The 22,980-nt window shown below is 37.2% G+C and carries 15 protein-coding genes; 3 read left to right on the top strand and 12 right to left on the bottom strand.

The features are described 5' to 3' along the window. Positions 1-240 precede the first annotated feature (240 nt). The 8 genes from RZN25_06870 to RZN25_06835 all read right to left on the bottom strand — a co-directional run bounded on the left by RZN25_06870 (position 241) and on the right by RZN25_06835 (position 10,424). On the bottom strand, positions 241-843 hold the full coding sequence (locus tag RZN25_06870) for a glucosaminidase domain-containing protein (GenBank protein MEQ6376549.1): 603 nt from the start codon (positions 841-843) through the stop codon (positions 241-243). A 211-nt stretch (positions 844-1,054) separates the two neighbouring features. Continuing rightward, positions 1,055-2,230 (bottom strand): sugar ABC transporter permease, encoded by a 1,176-nt coding sequence (locus RZN25_06865; protein ID MEQ6376548.1) that lies wholly within the window; start codon positions 2,228-2,230, stop codon positions 1,055-1,057. A gap of 12 nt (positions 2,231-2,242) precedes the next feature. Next, a complete protein-coding gene (locus RZN25_06860; protein MEQ6376547.1) occupies positions 2,243-3,763 on the bottom strand; it encodes a sugar ABC transporter ATP-binding protein in 1,521 nt (506 codons plus the stop codon). Positions 3,764-3,865: 102 nt separating this feature from the next. Then, on the bottom strand, positions 3,866-4,981 hold the full coding sequence (locus tag RZN25_06855; protein MEQ6376546.1) for a sugar-binding protein: 1,116 nt from the start codon (positions 4,979-4,981) through the stop codon (positions 3,866-3,868). Positions 4,982-5,339: 358 nt separating this feature from the next. Then, entirely contained in the window at positions 5,340-6,428 is a 1,089-nt protein-coding gene (gene xylF / locus RZN25_06850; protein MEQ6376545.1) for a D-xylose ABC transporter substrate-binding protein, read from the bottom strand. A gap of 18 nt (positions 6,429-6,446) precedes the next feature. Beyond that, on the bottom strand, positions 6,447-8,009 hold the full coding sequence (locus RZN25_06845) for a response regulator (GenBank protein MEQ6376544.1): 1,563 nt from the start codon (positions 8,007-8,009) through the stop codon (positions 6,447-6,449). Further along, the gene (locus tag RZN25_06840) at positions 8,002-9,450 is read right to left on the bottom strand and encodes a sensor histidine kinase (GenBank protein MEQ6376543.1); all 1,449 of its coding nucleotides are present in this window, start codon (positions 9,448-9,450) and stop codon (positions 8,002-8,004) included. The genes RZN25_06845 and RZN25_06840 overlap by 8 nt, the downstream gene beginning before the upstream one ends. Continuing rightward, on the bottom strand, positions 9,450-10,424 hold the full coding sequence (locus RZN25_06835; GenBank protein MEQ6376542.1) for a substrate-binding domain-containing protein: 975 nt from the start codon (positions 10,422-10,424) through the stop codon (positions 9,450-9,452). Before RZN25_06835 ends, RZN25_06840 begins: the two co-directional genes overlap by 1 nt. A gap of 165 nt (positions 10,425-10,589) precedes the next feature. On the opposite strand from RZN25_06835, the gene RZN25_06830 reads away from it, so the two are divergent. After that, positions 10,590-11,642: an aldose epimerase family protein gene (locus tag RZN25_06830; protein MEQ6376541.1), complete on the top strand. Its 1,053-nt coding sequence runs from the start codon at positions 10,590-10,592 to the stop codon at positions 11,640-11,642. Between the two features lie 54 nt (positions 11,643-11,696). Here RZN25_06830 and xylB read toward each other — a convergent pair whose 3' ends face one another. Both xylB and xylA read right to left on the bottom strand, forming a co-directional pair. Continuing rightward, positions 11,697-13,196 (bottom strand): xylulokinase, encoded by a 1,500-nt coding sequence (xylB, locus tag RZN25_06825; protein ID MEQ6376540.1) that lies wholly within the window; start codon positions 13,194-13,196, stop codon positions 11,697-11,699. Positions 13,197-13,232: 36 nt separating this feature from the next. After that, positions 13,233-14,558: a xylose isomerase gene (gene xylA / locus RZN25_06820; GenBank protein MEQ6376539.1), complete on the bottom strand. Its 1,326-nt coding sequence runs from the start codon at positions 14,556-14,558 to the stop codon at positions 13,233-13,235. 133 nt (positions 14,559-14,691) lie between these two features. Here xylA and RZN25_06815 point away from each other — a divergent pair, with 133 nt between their 5' ends. Beyond that, a complete protein-coding gene (locus tag RZN25_06815; protein MEQ6376538.1) occupies positions 14,692-15,873 on the top strand; it encodes an ROK family transcriptional regulator in 1,182 nt (393 codons plus the stop codon). A 275-nt stretch (positions 15,874-16,148) separates the two neighbouring features. Here RZN25_06815 and RZN25_06810 read toward each other — a convergent pair whose 3' ends face one another. Continuing rightward, entirely contained in the window at positions 16,149-17,963 is a 1,815-nt protein-coding gene (locus tag RZN25_06810) for a 5'-nucleotidase C-terminal domain-containing protein (GenBank protein MEQ6376537.1), read from the bottom strand. A gap of 664 nt (positions 17,964-18,627) precedes the next feature. After that, entirely contained in the window at positions 18,628-21,714 is a 3,087-nt protein-coding gene (locus RZN25_06805) for an efflux RND transporter permease subunit (GenBank protein MEQ6376536.1), read from the bottom strand. Between the two features lie 99 nt (positions 21,715-21,813). Between RZN25_06805 and RZN25_06800 the strand changes: the two genes are divergently transcribed. Then, positions 21,814-22,653 carry a TetR/AcrR family transcriptional regulator gene (locus RZN25_06800; GenBank protein ID MEQ6376535.1) on the top strand — a complete coding sequence of 280 codons (840 nt, stop codon included), beginning with the start codon at positions 21,814-21,816 and terminating at the stop codon, positions 22,651-22,653. Positions 22,654-22,980: the final 327 nt, after the last annotated feature.

The raw sequence follows: 22,980 nt of genomic DNA, 5'->3' as shown, positions 1-22,980 counted from the left end.
ACACCGTACAGCTTAAACAAAAAGTGCTAGTCCATACTCCATCAGGCAGTATGTACTAGCACTTTTATTTATGTTCCTGAATCTTTCCCGAAACTAGCACTTTTATTTATGTTCCCACTTTGTTTGTAAGATCTGTCCCTACTAACACGCTCGACAACCCATAAATCCCGTTATATCAACATTTGAGTGTGAACGTCGGAACCGTCCCCACCAACACACCCGCCAGCACGCACCAACCACCTAGGCTTTGGTGCGTGCAAGTCTCCAGTTTTCAACTACTTTAGTTAGCCAGTGTTTATTAAGGTTATTTGGGTCATTGGCTGCGTTTATGGGTGCGTATAACTGTTGAATTTCTACTGGTGTATCGCGCTCATTTTGTACGTAGATATCTCTTAGGACACGGGCCAATCTATAGATGGATTGGTCAACAGAATGAAAGGACATAAGCCCCCCTGTTCTTTTCATCATACCGCCAACGTTATTTTTGTATAGGATTGCTTCACTTTTCCCATTCCCTGTTTCATGAATGGAAACAGCAACAAGAAAGGCCGGGTCAATACCGTATTCTCTTCCTGCCTCAATAAAAACTCTTCCTTTATTTGAAAGTTTTCCATCTAACAACTGGTTTAACGACTCTTCAGTAACTCTGGATAAATTTTGTACATCCGCATACTCATTAACTACTATTTCTGTTGGAAAAAGAGATTCAAGGGATTTTGGCTTTTTCTCCATAAAGACCTCATGAATACCTTGGTTTTCCATTACTAAGGAATCAGATGTAGAAGGAATCCACAAACTACTTACTAACAGCACAACGACAACAAAAAGTAAGCTCCTTAACATGCGAGATTTCCTTTCCTATCTAGTATTTTTAGCATTATCGACAAAATAACTAGAGTTTATTCAGAAAGAAAATTCGAGATTAACATTTTTACCTCAAGTGAAAAGCCCAGAGTTCAATACTCTGAGCTTTTTTTAATCCATAAGTTTCATGAATCCAGGATAAAATTCATCATGAGAACCGTCCCTACCAACACACCAACACGCCAACACATTATGCTCTTTGTCTGCGTGTCATTACGTCGAAGATAACAGCTAGTGCTAGTACTCCTCCACGAATCATATATTGTGGGGCAATTCCAACTCCCATTAGGTTCATACCGTTTGTTAGGGTTGCCATAACGATTGCACCAATAACTGCCCCTGTTACTTTACCTACACCACCTGCTGCGGATACTCCACCAACGAACGCTGCAGCGATGGCATCAAGCTCAAATAAAGTTCCTGCTGTTGTTGTGGCAGATTGCAAACGAGAAGTAAATAAGATACCAGATAATGCAGAGAGCATACCCATAGAACCGAACACAATAAATGTAATTTTACTAACACTGATACCTGTTAAATGTGCAGCTTCTGGGTTACTACCTACAGCATAAATATGGCGTCCAAGAACCGTTTTTGTAGTAATGAAATGATAAACAACAACCACAAGAAGAATTATGATAACTGTCCAGGAGAAACCATTGTAACCAGCTAATAGCCATGTAATATAAGCTATGATAGCTGAGACGAACACTAACTGTAAAACAAAGATTGGTTTAGAGACAACATCGAAGTCATATTTTATTTTGTTTCGACGATTCTTTATCGAGCTATATACGTAAAACAGAACTCCAAGTCCACCAAGAATTAAGGAAAGTAAGTGTAATCCCCCAACTTCAGCTATGGCAGGAATATATCCGTTACCAATAGCATTAAAGGCATCATTATCTACAATAATTGTTCCTGTCTTTTCAGTTGCAAGAAGGATAGCACCACGGTAAATGAGCCAACCAGCTAAGGTAGCAACGAAAGCAGGTATTCCAACTTTAGCTACAAGAAAACCAGTAACTCCACCTGCACAAATCCCTAAAACAAGGATTATTGGGATAACGATATAAACAGGCATTCCATATTGCATAAGAAGAATAGCTGCAATCGCTCCAAGAAAACCTGCCAAGAATCCAATAGATAAGTCAATATGACGGATAACAATAACCAGCATAACACCTACAGCCAGTACTGCAATATAACCGGCTGAATCTAGTAGATTACTTATGTTACGAGAGGACATGAATAGTCCGTCTGTTAAGATTTGAAAAGTAAACATAATAATGATTAAAGCAATGTACATCCCATAATCGCGAATGTTTACTTTTATTAGATTTAGTAATTCATATAAATATTTCATAAGTTTTACCTCCTATTGCGTCGCAAGTTGCATGATTTTCTCTTGATCGGCTTCTTCTGCTGACAACTCACCTTTAATTTTGCCTTCTGCCATTACATAAACGCGATCGCTCATCCCTAAAATCTCACCAAGCTCGGATGAAATCATAATAATACTCATACCTTTATTAATCAGTTCATTCATAACAGTATAGATTTCAAATTTTGCACCAACGTCGATACCACGGGTTGGTTCGTCTAAGATCAATAGTTTTGGCCCTACATATAACCATTTTGCTAAAGAAACTTTCTGCTGGTTTCCACCACTTAGATTACCAACAAGTTGTTGTATGGATGGGCTTTTAACTCCCAGTGACTCTCTGTACTCTTCTGCAATTTTTATCTCTTCATTTTCATTTACGATTCCTCTGGAGGAAAGCTGTTTTAGATTACCAATGGAGATATTATTTCTAATATCTTGAAGTAAAAATAAACCGTCACCTTTTCTGTCCTCTGTTACATATGCAATCCCAGATTTAATCGCATCACTAGTATGCTTAAATTTTGCAGGCTTTCCTTCAACATATAAATCACCTTGCAGCTTATAGTTCTCTGCATTACCAAAAATACTTAAAGCAAGCTCAGTACGGCCTGATCCCATTAGGCCAGCAATACCTATAATTTCACCCTGCTTTACATGGAGATTTACATTTGAGGCAACATTTCGTCCTAGCTGAGGATCATAGGCTGTCCAGTTAGATAATTCAAGAACTGTATCACCAAACTGTTGCTTTGGTCTCTTTGGAAAAATATCCTCAATTTCACGCCCTACCATATTTTTTATTATGGCTGCTTCTGTAATCTCACCTTTGGATTTATCCAAAGTACAAATGGTTTCTCCATCACGAAGTACAGTCGCTTTATCTGCAATGGCAATTACTTCTTTTAACTTATGAGAAATCATAATAGAGGTAATACCTTGTTTTTTTAATTCACGTAATAGTTCTAAAAGATTATCACTATCATCTTCGTTAAGAGCCGCAGTTGGCTCGTCTAAAATTAGTAATTTCACTTCTTTACTTAACGCTTTTGCAATTTCAACAAGCTGTTGTTTCCCCACCCCTAAATTCTTAATTATGGTTTCAGGATTTACCTTTAAGCCTACCTTGTCTAACATTTTCTTGGCTTCCACGATGGCTCTGTTCCAATCGAGAACGCCACTTTTTTGTATTTCATTACCTACGAATATATTTTCATAAACAGAAAGATCCGGGAATAATGCTAGCTCCTGATAAATGATTGCAATTCCAACATCAACACTATCACTTATTTTGCTAAACTTTTGGACATTGCCATTAAAAACAATATCACCTTCGTACGTTCCAAAAGGATAAACACCGCTTAAAACCTTCATAAGTGTGGATTTACCAGCGCCGTTCTCACCGACTAAACAGTGAATTTCTCCTCGTTCGACTTTAAAATTGACATTAGAGAGCGCCTTCACACCTGTAAATTCTTTCGTTATCTGGTTCATCTCTAAAATATAATCGCTCATCATTATGCCTCCTTAACCATACAGACTTTACAATTAAGGAACAGTGCTAGATATAGATCCAACACTGTTCCTACCCATTTTACTCTTGAATCCAAGATTCTATTACTCTAGTCCTTCAAACTCACTAGCTTCATAGTATCCAGACTCAATTAACTCTGCTTTTACGTTTGCTTGATCTACAACAATTACATCAGTTTGTTTTGCTGGTACTTCAGTAGCACTGTTATCGTATGAACCAGTTGTTTCTGGAGTCTTTCCATCAAGTACATCTACAGCCATGCCCATTGCATCTTTTACAAGTGCACGAACATCCTTAAATACAGTCATAGATTGCTTTCCGTCAATAACGTATTGAATTGAAGCTTTTTCGGCATCTTGACCAGTTACAATGTAGCTAGAAATTGCAGGGTCACCACCGAATACGTCAGCGATAGCACGCGCAGTTCCATCGTTTGGAGCAAGGATAGCTACGTCACCTTTAAGATCTGCACCAGCACCTGTTAAGTGAGTTTGAGCTTTGTTCTTAGCTTCGTTTGGATCCCAGTTAGTAGTAACCTGACCTAGGATTTTACCCATTTCATCACGAGTAAGTTCAGCTTTATCTTTTAAAGCTTCAGCTTCACTAGAGTTTGCTATTATGAAAGTTCCGTCAGCAATTTTTGGTTGAAGAGCATTCCATGCACCTTCGAAGAACAAGAATGCATTGTTATCAGAAGCAGCACCAGCATATAGGTATAGAGGAACTCCAGTGCCTTCTGCGTTGTCAATTAAGAATTGACCTTGTGCTTCTCCTACAGCAATACTGTCAAAAGTTACATAATAGTCAACAGCATCAGTATCAGTGATTAGACGGTCGTAAGCAATTACAGTTACGTCATCTTTCTTAGCAGCTTCAACTGCAGCACGAGCAGCAGCGCCATCATGTGGGGCAATTATTAGAACATCGATTCCTTTATTTAATAAAGTTTCAACATTTTCTTTTTCCTTAGCAGAAGATCCTTGGCTAAATAGAATTTCAGTAGTGTATTCAGAATCAGCTAAAGCATCTTTAAAACGCTGCTCATCTTGTACCCATCTTGGCTCATCCTTAGTAGGAAGAACGATACCTACGCTAACCTCACTATTACCGGAACCGCTTTCATCTGAACAAGCAGCAAGTACTCCGACAAAAAGCATAGAAATAAGTAACATAACTAATAATTTAAAACTTCTTCTCATTGACTAATTCCCCTTTTCTTAATAGTCTTTTTCTTACATTCCAAATATATCACCCGTCCATATCTATGAAAACGCTTTAGTTTAGCACTATTTTATTATTACCTACACTTTTTTAATATTTGTGAAAACAATCACATTATGACTCTGTTTTAGAAAACTTGGCATTCATTATAGGAATCTTGAAAACGTATTTTTCTTACTTAGAAGCACATATACTCTTGTGTGCAGGTTTTTTTTGCAAATGTCTTAGTTGCCCCGATACATATAGGAACTTTTTACACTTTTTCACCTGCCAAATAAAAGAAGACCCTTCTTATGAGGGGTCTTCTTTTATTCCCATTTGTAAAGTGACTTTTTCCTAGTCCTGCTCTACATTCTTATACACATCTTCTCTTGAATGAAAGCCATCGGCGATGATGGTTTCATTAATGTTATCCTTAGTTACTGCTATAGGAGGAAGTAAAACGGATGGTACTTCGATTTTTCCATTGTTTACTTTCTTATTGGTCACAATTTCCTCGCCCTTAGCCATTTTTACAGCAATTTCAGCAGCTTTCTGTGTAAGAACATGGATTGGTTTGTATACAGTCATCGATTGAGTACCTTCCACGATACGCTGAGCAGCTGCAAGGTCGGCATCTTGACCTGCAACAGGTATCTTTCCAGCAAGCCCACGTTCAGCCAGAGCTTCAATAACCTTCCCAGCTGTGGCATCATTACCGGCAATTACAGCATCAATGTTATTATCATTAGCATCTAGTGCCATCACCATATTAGCATAAGCGTTAGTGGGTAACCAATCCTTCGTCCATTGGTCATAAACAACTCTAATATTCCCTCTATTAATAAATGGTTGAAGGACATTAAAAACCCCTTCTTTCACCAAGTGAGCGTTGTTATCCGTATTCGCTCCTCCTATGTAAACATATTTTCCGTTAGGAGAGAGCTTCATTATTACCTTTGCTTGAAGCTCTCCCACTTTTTCGTTATCAAAAGAAACATATAAATCCACTTCTGAATTTCTAATTAAGCGATCATAAGAAAGAACTTTAATTCCAGCTGAATGAGCTTTGTTCACGATGGATGCCATCGCTTCAGCATTATGGGGAACGACGACGAGAAGATCTACCCCTTGGCTGATTAGTGTTTCGGCCTGGGATATTTGCAAAGCATCATCCCCATTTGCAGCTAAAACTTCAATCTCAGCTCCTGAATTTTCTACTGCCTGTTTAAAAAACTCCCTATCCTTTAGCCAACGTTCCTCTAACAAAGTGTCCATAGAAAAACCAATTTTGATGATCCCATCTGAAGCCCCTTTATCATGTATACTTTCCTGTTCCTTTGGAATTTTAGTCTCTACAATTCCATCATTGCTTTCGGAAAAGTCACAAGCATAAAACATAAAAGGGACGAATAAGGTTATTCCCAATAACAAAAACTTTTTCATGAGTCAAAAACTCCTATTCTAAGAGCTTCTATCAGGTATATTCCCTTTGTTACCAAGAAGCTGCTTTCGATAATCCGTTGGCGAAATGTTACACATCTTCTTAAATACTTTGCTAAAGTAGTTTGGATTATGGTATCCAACTTCATATGTGATTTCCTTCATACTCTTTTCGGGGTCACTCATCAATTTTTTAGCTTTTTCAATGCGACACTCTGTTAGAAAGTTAATATAATTCACACCTAATTGTTCCTTGAAAATTTTACTTATATAAATTGGACTTAACCCCACTTTATTTCCAATAGCTTCTAACGAAATATCCTCATGTGAATGCTCCATAATGTACTGCTTAATTTCATGAATAACATCAGGTTCAAATCGGCTATAGCGCTCCCAAAATACTTCTTTCATTTGATCAAGCAACTCATTTGTTTCAGAACGCAATTGTCGATAATCCGATGCTTGAAACGAATATAATGGAGGTTCAATATCCACCCCTATTTCATTTAGGATTCTGGAGGCAATCCAGAGCAATTCTAAAATACGCTGTTGAGCTTGGACTAAATCCACTTTTTCCGACTCATAACGCTGGATGAGATTCATAATATTAGAAGAAACCTCATCCCATTGCCCACTTCTTATATGGTCAAAAAATTCTTTCTCTCTATGTTTCGATTGATATTCACTTGGACTACCTAGAATCGGTACATCATTATAAAAACGATATTTTGCTGGAATGTTTGTATCCATGGTTGCAATTAGTGACTCTTGGTAGGACTGCCGAATTTTATCCAATGACTGATAAACATTTCCTATACCGACAAACCAGCCGTGAACGCTATCTGATGGAGCAACAGATAATATGTCCCTAGCTAAAGCTATAGCTTGAGACCTATAGGACACATCTGGTTTTCTAAAAACGATAATAGGTAATTGATTACTATACAAAGCCCCTACCCATCCACTTCCTGACTGCCTAATTTTATCCTTAACTAAGGAATATAAATGCTCACTCCCTTTTGGAAGCAATACACTGATAACAAACTTCTCTTTCGTTGTTCGCATATCTAGTAATCCAACTAGTTCATTTAGATGTACCTCATGAACGTGGTCAAATAATAGCTGAGTCACCACATCCGTTTCAACCACTGTTAGAGCTTTTTGCAAAGCCTCTTGTTGAACCTTGGTTTTAACCTGTTGCTCTTTTTCTTCCTCTATTTCCTTCAGAACTTTACCAACTGTCGCAACAATTTCACTTGCTTTACTTGGCTTAAGAAGATAATCTTTAACACCTAGTTTCAAAGCCTGTCTCGCATAGTCAAACGTATCGTAAGCGGTTACCATAATGAATTTTATATCTGAGTTTATCTTAGTTATTTCCTCAATGGCTTGGAGTCCGTTAATAATCCCTGGCATCTTAATATCCATTAAAATAAGATCTGGTTGAAATTCCTTCGCAATCACAATGGACATTCTTCCATTTTTAGCTTGTTCGATGACGAGATCCGGGAAGCCTCTTGATAAGATGACTTCCATCCCTTCACGTTCAATTTGTTCATCATCAACAATAAGGAGTTTAATCATGGTTCTGAGGTCTCCTTTTACTTGGAATTTTTAATGTTACTTTTGTGCCAAAACCCATTTCACTCTCTATGTCAATAACATCATGATTTTCATAAAAAAGTCGTAATCGTTTTACTACGTTCGTGAACCCGATTCCCGTTGAATGTCCTTCCGACTTTATAGGTATTTCCTCTAAGATTTGCCTAACTTTAGAATCTGGCATTCCTGGTCCATCATCTATCATCTCAATTAAGATCCATTCTCCAGATGCATGAATTCGGATCCAAATGTTCCCTCCCTCTTCCCTTGGCTCTATCGCATGAATAAGGGCATTTTCAATAATAGGTTGTAGGGTTAAATGAGGGATTTGGGCATTAAGACAAGATTCATCAATATCCTTATGAACATTGAGCCGGTCCGTAAACCTAGCTTTTTGAATCTCAATATATTGCCAAAGAACATGAACTTCTTCTCGAAGTGTAATGGGCTTATCTAATTGCTTTAAGTTATATCGGAGCATTCCGGCCACATTAACAAGAAGATCACTTGTTTCCTCAGACCCCTCTAAATAGGCTTTTTTGGAAAGCGTATTTAAAGTATTAAATAAAAAATGAGGATTAATTTGACTCTGCAGACTTCTAAGCTGACTTTGATGCAACAACAGCTTACTTTCTTGAAGTTCCTTTTCTAGCTGTGCTTTATGCTGGATTTCTGAAATAAGACTATTAATGTTACTCCGCATACGATCAAAAGTTTTAGCTAAAAAAGATATCTCATCATTGGATTCCACTTCAATTTTTAAATCAAACCTTCCTTTTGATAATTCATGTGCTGCATAAGTAAGGTTTTTTATAGGCCTTGTAATACTCATTGAGAACCAATACGTAAACAAAAGCAATAAAAAGGTAATTAAGAGAAATAACCATATTCCAAGTTCTTTCAAACTTTCCGATTGGTCAATCATACTTCGATAGAAAAGGTCATAGGTTTTAAATTCTGTATCAATTAACGTGAGTGTCATTTCAGATATATATTTAGAAATACGCGTTGCTTCAGAAAAAGCAATCGTGGAATCTTGAGTCTCTCTTTCAGACTGAAACATTAAGGATCGATCAATGGTTTCTATCAGACTTTCTATTAAGTTTACATAGTTCGTTAATTCAAAATGATTTTCCTCGTTTCTTAAAGTAACTACTTCATTTTTTGCCTTTTCAATAATATCCATATTCAACTTTAGCTTTTCCCAGTTAGACAAAGAAGGATCCAATAAATAATTGTTCAAAGAAGCTACTACCTGTTGGCTTTTAACCGGTACATCATTCATTACTAAGTACCGCTCTAGAATATCATTGTACTGGTCCTGCATTTTTTGATTGTAATAAGTGAGGGAAACCCAAATCACCGTCATTATGAACAGCACCGTTAGGGCAAACCCCCATATTTTCTTCTGTATGCTGTTCATCATTCTTCCATCGCCTTTACCATTCGAATATCAGTCAAATACCCATTAATGTTAAGGGGAATAGTTTCATTTGTAAGCCAGTCCACCATTAAACTTACACTCTTTTGGCCCATATTTTCAGGAGACTGCTCAATCATGCCATCCAGAATCCCTTCCTTTAAAAGAGTAAATGATTCTGGATCATCATCAAATGAGTAGATATAGTAAGGTTCAATTTGAGAACGTCTGCTAATTTCCTGGATCATGGTACCTGTAATATTTGCGTTTACTGTCACAAAAGCATCAATATCAGGAACACGGTTCATGACATTTTTGGTTGTTGCAATAATATCTTCCCTTGAATCAGTAGTCTCACCATTAATGATTTTAATTTCAGGATAGTTCATTAGAATATCCTGGATCCCTTTCAGACGTTGCTTTTGAAAATATTCTTGACGGCTATCATACATTAAAACTACTTTTCCAACTTGCCCAAGATCGACTAGTAGCTGTCTAGCAATCACTTGTCCAGCAACATATTGATTAGAGCCAACATAAGTTCTCCTAAGACTTTCTTCCATTGGAACATCATTAGCAACTGTTATGATTGGAATTCCTTCAGAAGCCGCTTTAATCTTAGTTAAGTACTTGAACTCTTCTGTATCCAAGCCTTGAACAATAATTCCATCAACTTTTGAATCTATAGCAATTTCTATTTTCTTTAAAAAATCCTCTTGGTTATTATCATAGCTCCCCCATACTTCAAGGCTGACTTTATCCCCCGTCGCCTGCTCTGATGCTCCCTTAGCAACCTTGTCCCAAAATGGAGTATCAAGCTCTTGAGTTATTAACACAATTCGGTATTGATCTGGCTCCTGGACTAAAGCTTTAGGGTGTTCCCAATCTGGGCGAAACACCTTCATCGCTGACTCAAATGTAAAATAAAACAGGACAGCGCTTACACCAACTAAGATGAGGATTGTAAAATTTCTCAACAAGAAACTCTCCTTTTATACCTAAACTATTTTTAAATTATATCATATGAGATGAGAAAGATTTCCCATACATCGCAAAATATTGAGCATTACTGTGACTGATAGGATTGATATGATAAACTATCCTTAAAGGATGGATTTACCAACTTTTTTGGAGATGATGACATGAAGATTCTGACAGAAGATGTATTAGGAATGTGGCAGTTATTTACTTTACAAAATGATCATGGGATGGAAGTCGAAATACTTAATTACGGAGGAGTAATCACTAAAATAAAGACTCCGAATAAAAATGGAGAAGTGGAGAATGTTGTCTTAGGATACAAGGATATACAGGACTATGAAACTAACCCCTTCTATTTAGGTTCAGTAATTGGTCGTGTTGCAGGAAGAATACAGGATGCAGAATTTGAATGGAACGGAATAAAATATCAACTTGAACAAAATGATGGAACAAACAATTTACATAGCGGCTCCAATGGATACCATAGGCAGGTTTGGGAAACAGAAACTTTTCAAGGTGATAGTGAAGTTGGAGTTGTCCTATCCTATTTAAGCAGAGATGGGGAGAGTGGATTTCCTGGAGACGTCCATGTCAGGATGACCTACACTCTTACGAATGAAAACAAGCTAATTTTAGATTATCAGGCAACTTCGGAGAAAGATACACCATTAACCCTCACGAATCACACCTATTTTAATTTAAGTGGAAATCTTAAAGAAACCATTCATGATCACCACGTTCAATTACCAAGTTCTCAGTTTGTGGAGTTAGATCACTCTCTTATTCCAACAGGAAAAATTGTTGATGTCGCAGAGAATAGTACTTTCGACTTCCGACAAGGTCGTCGAATTAGACAAGGAATTGAGCGTGGTTCTGAGCAGAATAAGATAGTTGGCAATGGTTATGACCATTACTTCATTTTTGATACTAATGAGGATAAAAAAGTTTTGGTGGAGGATCGAAATAGTGGAAGATCTCTAACCGTTGAAACCACCCAACCCGGGATGGTCATGTATACGGGAAATAAACTTTTAGAAGGAACTGAACTAAATGAAAGAAAGTCAACCAAGCATTTAGGAATTTGCTTTGAAACACAAGGTTCACCTGCTTCCCTACACCATAGTAACCTTCCAAACATTATGGTAAAGGCAGGAGAGAGGTACAAACATCAAACCACTTTCACGTTTCATCCCCTTATTTCACCCTCAAAATAGGGGTAACAAGCACTGCTGATATGATATAACATCATACAGCAGTGCTTTCCTATTTTATTTACGAAATGCCATTAAATCCTCATTGATCTCAGATGTTTTTCTATAGACTTTTTGATATATCGAAAACAGTTGTTTATACTTCTCGACATTTTCCTTAATTGGCTCAAAAACTTCAGATTCCTCTAAGATAGCACTGGCACATTCCTCTAAAGAACTGTAGAATCCACATCCGTACAGTGCAAGAATTGCTGCACCCATTCCTGGTCCTTGTTCACTAGCAAGCTTAACAACCTTTGCATCAAATATATCAGCCTGCATTTGCAACCAATGGGGATTCTTAGCACCTCCTCCAATGGAATAAATAGATGAAATTTCTTTACCATTTCCCCTAAAGATTTGAATGGATTCATTCAGAGAAAATGTGATTCCTTCTAATACCGCTCTCACAAACTCATTTTTCGTGTGGGAACTGTCCATACCTACGAAGCTTCCTCGAATGGTTGAATCAGCATGAGGAGTTCTCTCCCCTACGAGATATGGAGTAAATAAAAGTCCATTCGATCCGACTGGAACTTCTCCAATATCTTTTAATAAGGTTTCAAAGTCTTCATTTTTAGCAAATACATTTTTAAACCAGTTTAAGCTATGCCCTGCTGAAAGCGTTACACCCATTGTGTAATACGCAACAGCTTTTGCATGATTGAAGTAGTGAACTTTCCCTTTGAAATCCCTTTCACCTGATTCTTCATAAGTAAGGACGACTCCGGACGTTCCAATACTACAAAACGTTTTTCCTTCTGACAAAATACCTGAACCGATTGCTCCACATGCATTATCAGCACCACCTGCAAAAACAGCAGTTTTTGGATCTAGCCCTGTCACCTGAGCAAACTCAGTAGTAATGGTCCCCACTTTTTCATGAGACGGAACCAATGGAGGACAAATTACAGAATTGATATCCAGCAATTCACAAATTTCTTCACTCCATTGATTGACACTAATATCAAGCAAACTAGTTCCTGCAGCATCGGAGTAATCCATGTGTATTTTTCCAGTCATGCGATACCTTAAGTAATCCTTAGGTAATAAAAACTTAGAGACTTTTTGATAGATTTCGGGTTCATTTTCTTTCACCCATAAAATTTTGGGCAAGGTGAAGCCTTCGAGAGCCATATTTTTTGTAATAGAAATAAACTTTTCTTTTCCAACCTTTTCATAAATCTCTCGGCATTGCTTAGTAGTACGAGTATCATTCCAAAGGATAGCATTTCTTAATACTTGATGTTCTTCATCAAGTAACACTAGGCCATGCATTTGTCCTGAAAAGCTAATCCCTTTAATATTTTTTACATCACCATTAAACGAATCAACTAAATCAGATAATCCTTCCCGCGTTTGCACTACCCAGTCTTCAGGGTTTTGTTCACTATATCCTGTCTTTTCTTGAATTAAAGGGTAGTCTTTTGATACTTCCTTCTCAATTTGTCCGTTTTGATTAACTAACAAGATCTTAACGGCACTCGTTCCCAAATCAACACCAATTACATATTCCATAGAAGAACCACCTTTAACTATATTAAAAAACAGGATTTATTTGTTTCCGTACAGTTGAACAAGATATTGATTGATCGTAGCTTTGATGGATTCTAGACGGCCAGATTTATTTTGAATTTCGTTTAATCCTAAAGCGTATGCCTCTAATTTGTGAAAGTCAGTCTTCCCCTCGATAATATCCTTACCGATTCCTTCCTTATAACTGCTGTAGCGATCATCAACGATATTTTCAAGAACACGATCCTCAATTAGACGGTTAGCCAATTTCAAGCCTATTGAAAAACTATCCATTCCAGCAATATGAGCACGGAATAAATCTTCTGCTTCAAAAGATCCTCTTCTAACTTTAGCATCAAAGTTTAGACCACCAGAACCTAATCCACCATTTTTAATAATTTCATACATTGCTAGGGTGGTGGAGTATAAATCAGTTGGAAATTCATCTGTATCCCATCCTAATAATGGATCCCCTTGGTTTGCATCCACAGAACCTAACATCCCATTGATTCTTGCATAGCGTAATTCGTGCTCAAATGTATGTCCCGCGAGAGTTGCATGATTAGCTTCAATATTAAATTTGAAATGATCTTGAAGATCATACTTTTGTAAGAATGCAAAGCTTGAAGCCACATCAAAGTCATATTGATGGGTAGTTGGTTCCTTAGGTTTTGGCTCAATTAAGAACTGTGCATCAAAACCAATTTCCTTCGCATAATCAACTGCCATATGGAAGAATCGTGCTAAATTATCTAATTCTAGCTTCAAGTCAGTATTTAATAAAGTTTCGTAACCTTCACGACCGCCCCAGAACACATAGTTTTCAGCACCCAATTGTTTTCCAACCTCTAATCCCTTTTTCACTTTTGCAGCAGCATATGCAAAAACATCTGCATTACTTGATGTTGCTGCACCATGAACCCAGCGTGAATGAGAAAACATATTCGCTGTATTCCAAAGAAGTTTAACTTTACTGCCCTTCATATATTCTTGAATCATGTTCACAATAATATCAAGATTTTTATTAGATTCCCTTAAGCTCCCGCCTTCAGGTGCAATATCAACATCATGGAAACAGAAATAAGGAACTCCAAGCTTTTCAAAAAATTCAAAAGAAGCTTCCACACGTGCTTTTGCTAAGTCTAATCCAGTATAATTAGCCCAAGGACGAATAGCAGTTCCTTCACCGAATGGATCAGTTAAATCTTGAGTCATAGTGTGCCAATAAGCAACGCCAAAACGCAAATATTCTTCCATTGTTTTTCCATTAATTATTTCAGATGGATTATAAAATTTAAAAGCAAGTGGATTTTTAGAGCTCGCTCCCTCAAATGTAATAGTGTTAACGTTTTCAAAAAATGCCATATTTAAGACCTCCATAAATAGTTGATATCTAACTTGTCTATATTATAACAAATTTTCATATAGTTCGTCTACCGAATAAACTAAGTGTATGGTAAAATAATATTAGAAATATAATGAGAGAGCTGATGATCAATTGAGTAAAATATGGAACCAATATGAAGTAAAAAAAGAAAACAAAACCCTAGTATTAGAAGTTATTAAAAGTCGGTCTCCTATCTCCCGAGCAGATATTGCAAAAATTACTGGACTCAATAAGGGAACAGTCTCCTCTCTAACAAGTGAATTATTAGATGAGCACCTAATTTATGAATCTGGTCCTGGTCAATCAAGTGGTGGTAGAAGACCCCTTATGTTGCTATTCAATCACCTAGCGGGCTACTCCATAGGGATTGATGTAGGAGTCAACTATCTCCTCGGTATTTTAACCGATCTCAAAGGAAATATTGTTACAGAAAAGAAAAGATTGTTTACTGAGCTTACTTATGAAGAGATTCTTGCTCATATTATCGAAATCATTTACGACTTAAAATTATCTTCTGAAAATAGTGTATATGGTGTAGTAGGAATTGGTATCGGTGTTCCTGGAGTCGTTAGTAATAGTGGTGAAATTTTATTCGCTCCAAACTTGGGATGGAGAAATAAAGATTTGAAGAGCTCTATGGAGCAAGAATTTAATGTTCCAGTAACGATTGCAAACGAAGCAAATGCTGGTGCGTATGGCGAAAAAACGTTTGGTGCAGGCAAGAATGAGCAAGATATCATTTATGTAAGTGTTGGAATCGGTATAGGTGTGGGACTCATACTTGATGATAAACTCTACAAAGGAAATAACGGCCTTTCTGGAGAATTTGGCCATATGACTATAGAAAGTAATGGACTACTTTGTCGATGTGGAAATCAAGGGTGCTGGGAATTATATGCGTCTGAGCAAGCCTTAATAAAAAAAGCTAAAAAGATAGATTATTTAGCTACAAGAGACGACGTAACATTAGAATTATTATGTGAGCTTGCAGCCTCCGGTGATGAAAGAATTAAAACCCTTTTTAGTGAAGTAGGAGAATACCTTGGTATCGGTGTCACTAACATTGTGAATGGATTCAATCCTAGAAAAGTAATCATTGGGAATCGAATGGAAATAGCTGAACAATGGATAAGGGCTGCTCTCGAACTTAAAGTTAATAATAACTCTCTTAGATTTCATCGAAATGATGTAAAAATTGATTTCTCCCACTTAAATTCACATTCAACGGCATTAGGCGTTGCAGCTTTTTCGATCGAGAAATTTCTTGAAATTGATGTTGTGAAAGGAACCTAATAAGTCTAAGAAGGAGAGACGATCTCTCCTTCCTCTAATTTGTTCCTTAGAAAAACTCAGCTTATCGTTAAAGGGATTCTTGAAAGCATATTTTTCTTAAAATCCCTTATACTCTAGAGTGCAAGTCCTAATCGCGAATGCCTTAGTTTTACTTATACTATCACCTACTAAAGTTATAAATTATGATAGCATAAAAAGGTAGACCCCTTAGCGTAGCGAGCATAAGGGTCTACCTTTTTTATATTTATTACTTTTTGTGTTGGTAAGAACCGTCCCTACCAACACACTTTGAATAAAAGGGCTCCTGCTGCTAATAGGGTAAGTCCTAGAAGAATAATGTTCATGGTGTTAGTTGCTGTGTCTGGGAGTTCATTTCCTGTGTCTGTATTTGTGTCTTGTTCATTGGCACTGCCTTCATCATCAGTACCTGTAGTTGGAGATTCCTCGCCATCTTCTCCTTCGTTTTCTGTTTCGTCAGTATTTCCATAGTCTGTGCCGGTTAGGTTTGCAATTCTTCCTTCAATTTCAGGATTGATTGTACCTTCAGCTTCAATAGTTTCAATTATTAGATTAGATAGTAATGGACCTGAGTTAGCATTGATGAGATACGTGGACCCTTCAAAAGAGGCATATCCGTCTCCACCCTCGGCAATGAAATCGACAGTTGCAAGTGTGTATGTTTTATTTTCGTCAATAGGTTCGCCATTGATGGTAGCTTCAATGATTCTAGAACCGACAGGCTGATCTAAATCAAAGCTATAGTTAATCCCACTAACTTGTGCAAATCGGCCTGCTCCATTCTCAACCTCACTTACTGCATTTTCTAAAGCATCTTGAATAGCTTGTCCAGTCACTTCAATTTTCACGACATAGTTTGTATATGGGAGAGCATCCATTATGTCACGTTTAGTTAGATCACCTACTGGAAAAATTCGATCGGCACGTATACCGCCACCATTTATTAAAGCAGCATCGGCATCTGTATAATCTTTGATAACATCAGCAACAAAGTTACCGATTTTTGTTTCTTCCTTTCTTTGATTTGCTTTCATGACATCAAGCTCTGTTTCAGTTTGACCAATGACTACATTTAAATCTGTATCAAGCTGAGAATTATAATTATCCATTACCTGTTTTACATTAGCGTCTGGTTGCAGGCCATTAGCAACCTCATCCTCTAATGAATAACGAGCAAAATTATAATCAACAACTTCCCCGTTTTCAATTTTAAGATTAATTTCACCTAAAAATTCAAATTCGTCTCCAACAAAACCAAGTAGTGTATCATTAATGACTTCTAGGCTTTCATTAGCAACTGCGACATGGTCACCAACCATAACATCGATGCCATCTACTTGTGCCGCTACCTCTCTCGCTCTTGAGCTTGCTAAGTGAGAGGATACAACAATAATTTCTGCACCCGCTGTTTCCATTTTTGGAATAACAGCCTTCATAGCTTCCACCGCATCAAGCACCTGTGCATTTTCTCCCATTGATGTAACATACGGCGCCTCTTCTGTAATTAAACCAGTGAGACCCACTTTTACACCATTCACTTCTTTAATAATAAAAGGCTGTACACCCTGTTCCTGTCCAAAGGTATCACCAGTGCGTTTGTCAATGACGTTTGCAGTAACCCAAGGAAATTCACTTTTTTCTACAAGAGTTAAAAGTTGGTCTGGTCCCATATCGAAATCATGGTTTCCAAATGTATCCACATCGATACCACCAGTATTGAAAGCTTCGATGATATGCTCTCCATTAAAAACGGAAGAAAGAACGGATGTAGCAACATCGTCTCCATTCGCAATCATCAAAGTATTGGGGTTTTCTTGCTTAATTTTGTTGATTAATCCAAAGTAGTTGGCAATGTTCTCAGCCCCATCTTCATCCCCAAAATTACCATGAAGATGTGTATCGTGAAGTAAAGTTAAAGTTGTTTCATCTAGGGGATGTTGATCTTTGTTGTGATGTGGTACGAGGTTTGTTCCTTCTTCAAAATCTCCTCCATGGGCAAATACTAGATTTCCAGAAACAAGAAATAAAGCAATAACAACATTAAAAAAGACTAAGAACGATTTTTTATTCAAATGCTTCCCCTCCACTTTTTTATTTTTTACAGTTTGAATTATATCAGACTTTCAAACATATTCACTGTGAAAAGGTAGAATTTACATAGATTTAACAGTACAGTATTCTATCTAAGTTTCGCAAAAATGCTTCTGTCTATCTTGGATCGTAAGTTAGGGTATCAAGGTCTTTCTTTAAAAAAAATAGTAACTTATGCTGTAAAAGCAAGTCAGTTTAATCATATAACAGTTATTTATCTTTAGTCGATTAATAGTAAAAAAGCGAAACTTCAATCAGTGGCCGTCCCCCATTGATTGTTAGCACCCAAGGGCATGACCTAAAGGTCCTTGAATGAATCGGACATTTACGAGCCCATGCGTGCTTCCCCCAAGAGGGATCGACAGTTGTTGGTGTACCTTGGTCGTTGGTGTCAGACTGCCCGATGGACTCGAGGTACCACAATAATTCGACCTTCCTCTCCAGCCGTAGTATCAGTATGGGCAACTTAAACTTAGTTTCATCCTTGTTAGTGAAGCTTGCTTCATGGTTGGCTGCCCGTTCAAGTGGGATAAAAAAAAATGCTAGAACCCTTCGAAACAAGGGTCTAGCATTTTAAAATTTTTGGTTCGTGTAATCGTGTTGGTAAGAACCGTCCCCACCAACACACCCACCTAAAATGTGAGATTAGTTTTCTTGGATGTTTTTCCGATCTTTTTTCACCATTTTTGATAGAGTTTCATAAACAATTGGTACTATTACAAGGGTTAGGAGTGTGGCTGATATCAGACCGCCAATAACAGTGATGGCTAGTCCTTTTGATATTAAGCCTGACCCTGCTCCACCGAATAACATCGGCGTCATTGCTCCAATAGTTGCAATGGCAGTCATTAAAATTGGTCGTAAACGAGTAGCCCCTGCTTCAAGAATGGCTTCACGCATGGATAATCCATCACGTTCCATATGAATGATTCGATCGACAAGGACGATTGCATTCGTTACAACGATACCAATCAGCATAAGAAGACCCATCATAACGGAAACAGAGATCGTTTCTCCAGCAATTAGAAGGCCAACAAAGGAACCAATAACAGCAAACGGTAACGAGAATAGGATAGAGAATGGTGCTAATCCTTCCCCAAATGTGACCACTAGAATGAAGTAAACAATTAACACAGCTGCAATCATAGCAATCCCCAATTGCTGGAAGGTCTCATTCATATCAGCTGCTACACCAGCTACGCCAATGGAAACGCCTTTTGGCATATCAAGCGCATCGATTTTTTCTTCCGCACTTCCAGTTGCCTTCGAAATATCTTCTGTAACAACCGTACCAGAAACAGTTGCAAAGAATTGACCTTCACTACGTGATAATGTATTTAGTGTTGTTCCATCTTCAACAGTGATTAGTTCCGATAAAGGTAAGGTTTGACCCTGTGCAGTCATGATTTCTTTTTCTAACAACTCGTCAAATGTAGATGGAGTTTTGGCTGCTTCTTGTTTAATTATAACGTTAATTTCTTTTCCATCACTTTCAACTGTTGTTAAAACATTTTCACTTTGATTAGAACTCAATGCCATCATAATCTGAGCTGTAGTTAAACCGTATTGTAAAACATGCTTTTGATCCACTTTTAATACATGTTCAACATATGGATCTTCTGCATCAGACGTAACGTCTTCTAAATCATCTACTTCTTTTAAAGTATCTTCCACCTGTTTAACGGATGATAATAAATCATCTAAATTTTCACTATAAAGTGTATAGCTGACCTCATTTGTGCCCATTCCCATAGTAGCAAAGTCTTGGGATTTCCATTCACCTGAATGGCCAATGTTGAACACATAATCTTCTACTTCTTCTTTTACATCCGCAAAATCTTCCGTATCATTGTCGAAAATAAGGTACATTAGTGCCCCACTTCCGCCACCAGTCATTATGGAAGAGATATCTGCGCTGCTTGAATCATTGATTGAAAATTGTAGAATATCAAGATCTTCTAGTTTCATTAACTCTCTCTCGACTTCTTCCACATTTTCTAAGGTTACATCCTGTAATTCACCTGTTCCAGGTGTATAAGTTAGATAAATAACTTTTTCTTGCTCTGTCCCTATAAAACTAAATCCAATGATTGGAGTCAGTGCTATCGAACCACCTAGTAAAAGAATGGCAATTGTTGATGTGATTATTTTGTGATTTAATGCCTTTTTAAGGACTCCCTTATACCAGGTCGCCATCTTTCCAACGCCTTTATGATTGACCTCATCTTTTTTCCCATATAACTTTTTACGGAATAGGAAATGAGATAGAGCTGGAACTATAGTGATTGCGACGAGCAATGACGCACCAAGGGCAAAAGCCATGGTTAAGGCAAAAGGAGCAAACAATTCCCCTACCATTCCACTCACAAACATTAATGGTGCAAAAACAGCAACAGTAACTAGTGTGGAAGATAAGATTGGTTTAAACATTTCAATAGTTGCTTCACGTATTAAAGCGCGCCCCTGCAATTTCTCTTCTTTCAAATGCATGCGCCGGTATATATTTTCCACAACAACAATAGAGTCATCAATAACACGCCCTATAGCTACCGTGACGGCACCTAACGTCATAATATTAAGCGTAATGCCCATCGAGTTTAAAAGAAGTAATGCCATAAAAATAGACACTGGAATAGAAACGATGGAAATTATGGTTGATTTGAAATCTCGTAGGAACAGTAAAATTATTAAAACGGCGAAGAGGCCACCAAATACTGCTTTTTCCACCATTGTAAATACGGATTCTTCAATAGGTTCCCCCTGGTCAAGAGAAACGTCGATTGCTAATCCATCAATGGTTTCTTCCTGTTCTCCAATTAAATCTTTTACAGCATTTACAACCTCTACTGTATTTGCTTGCTGACCCTTAACGATTTGAATTGAGATGGAGTCTTCTCCATTCGTACGGGAGATAGACTGAACTTTTCCCACTAATTCAATATTAGCAATATCAGCTAAGGTAACAAACGGGGTTGGATTCGCTTGGGAAGGTGTTACTGGTATTAACATCCCTTTCAAATCATCAATGGATGCAAAATTCCCATCAACCGCAATGGCTTGTTCTCCTTCTTCAAACTCATATAACCCTAAAGACACACCCAAATTACTAGCTTGAACCATTTGTTTTACTTGATCTTCCTTCAAGCCTAGTTCAGCCATTTTTTCTTGGTCATAAGTAATTTGAACTTCTTCCATATGTTGCCCTGTAATCGTTGTGGATGCTACTCCATCAATTTTTTCAATTTCAGGTAAAAGAACATCTTCCACTGTCGATGTTAATTCACTAATGTCTTCTTCCGTGCTACTGACGGACAGTGCCAAAACAGGCATCATGTTCATACTAATTGCCATAATAGATGGTTCTTGAGCATCTTCTGGCAACGTTACTTTATCGAGAGCTGACTCTAGTTCGCGCTTTTTCTGATCCATATCCACCCCATAATCATATTCAACCTGGATTTGGGATATACTGGATGAAGAACTTGAAAAGACCGCTTTGACATCTTCCAATCCTTCAATATTTTTCTCTAAAGGTATAGAGATTTCTTCCATTACTTGTTCTGGCGCTGCACCAGGATATACATCCATCACTATTAAATAAGGGATTGATATATCTGGGATGGTCTCCATTTTCATTTTTGTTCCAGAATAAATACCAGAGACAATAATGATAATGGTCAAAAGCCATACCGCAAGTTTATTTCTCAAGACGAAGTTTACTAGATTTTTCAATTTAATACGTTCCCCCTAAATTGACTTATAGTTTACAAGTATATATAATAATGACTACACGGTCATTTGTCAAATTAGTTTTTATCGGGGGTGTCTATATTGGCAGTAAAAAAACAAATAATCATGGAAAAAGCTTTAGAATTATTTGCTGAAAACGGGATAGAATCAACATCTATTCAACAAATAACACAAAGATGTGGTGTTTCTAAGGGAGCATTTTACTTAGAATTTAAATCAAAATCAGAGCTCGTCTTAGGATTAATTGACCATTTTATGACAGAAATCATTGTGGATATTGAACAGTCGGTCAATAAAGACTCATCTCCTAAAAACGTACTTTATCAATTATATCAATCTATATTTATTTCCTATCAAAAACACTCTAAATTCGCCGAAATACTTATGAGGGAGCAGTCTTCTAATATTAGCAACAAAGAATTGTTTGAGGTATTCGCCAAGTATGATGGATCTTTCAATCTAATAATTGCCTCTGTTATTAGGAGACAATTCCCCGATTTACGAGAGGAAATGGTGCCTGATTCGGTTTACTTCATAAAAGGGTTAATAAGAACTTATTCTGAATTATTTTTCATTTATAAATACCCTATAGATCTTCACTTGCTTTGTGAATCATTAGTTGAAAAAACAACCCTTACAACAAAGAATTCTTCTATTCAACTCATATCGGAAAATTTCTTATCCTTAAATAAATTTGAACATTTAGAACCAACAAGAGATGGATTAATAAAAGTTCTTGAGCAAAAGGTAAAAGAAGTAAGTGATCCCATTGTTCTGGAATCATTAGAACTTTTACGTGCCGACCTGCAAAATCCAAATTTGCCTAAATCCGTCATTAAAGGCCTAGTGCGAAACCTTTACATAAACTCCCACACCAAATGGGTTGCCTACCTTTATGACCTATATCTTCAGAAAAACTAAGGGTGTCTGGTGTGTTGGTGTGTTGGTGTGTTGGTGGGGACGGTTCTCACCAACACGGATGGCTTCTATTAAATTAATCTAAGACTAATAGGATCTTCTATTTACATGTTTTATCTTGTCGATTTGGAAAATCAGTCAATAGCACGTTTCTATTTACTTATTTTGCTTTGTTGATCTGGAAAATGAGTCAATAGAGCATTTCTATTTACTTATTTTGCTTTGTTGATCTGGAAAATGAGTCAATAGAGCATTTCTATTTACTTATTTTGCTTTGTTGATCTGGAAAACCCGTCAATAGAACAAGTCTATTTACCTCTTTTGACTCCC

The organism is Bacillaceae bacterium S4-13-56 (assembly GCA_040191315.1).
Classification (GTDB): domain Bacteria; phylum Bacillota; class Bacilli; order Bacillales; family JAWJLM01; genus JAWJLM01.
This window is presented reverse-complemented; position numbering and strand designations above follow the sequence as displayed.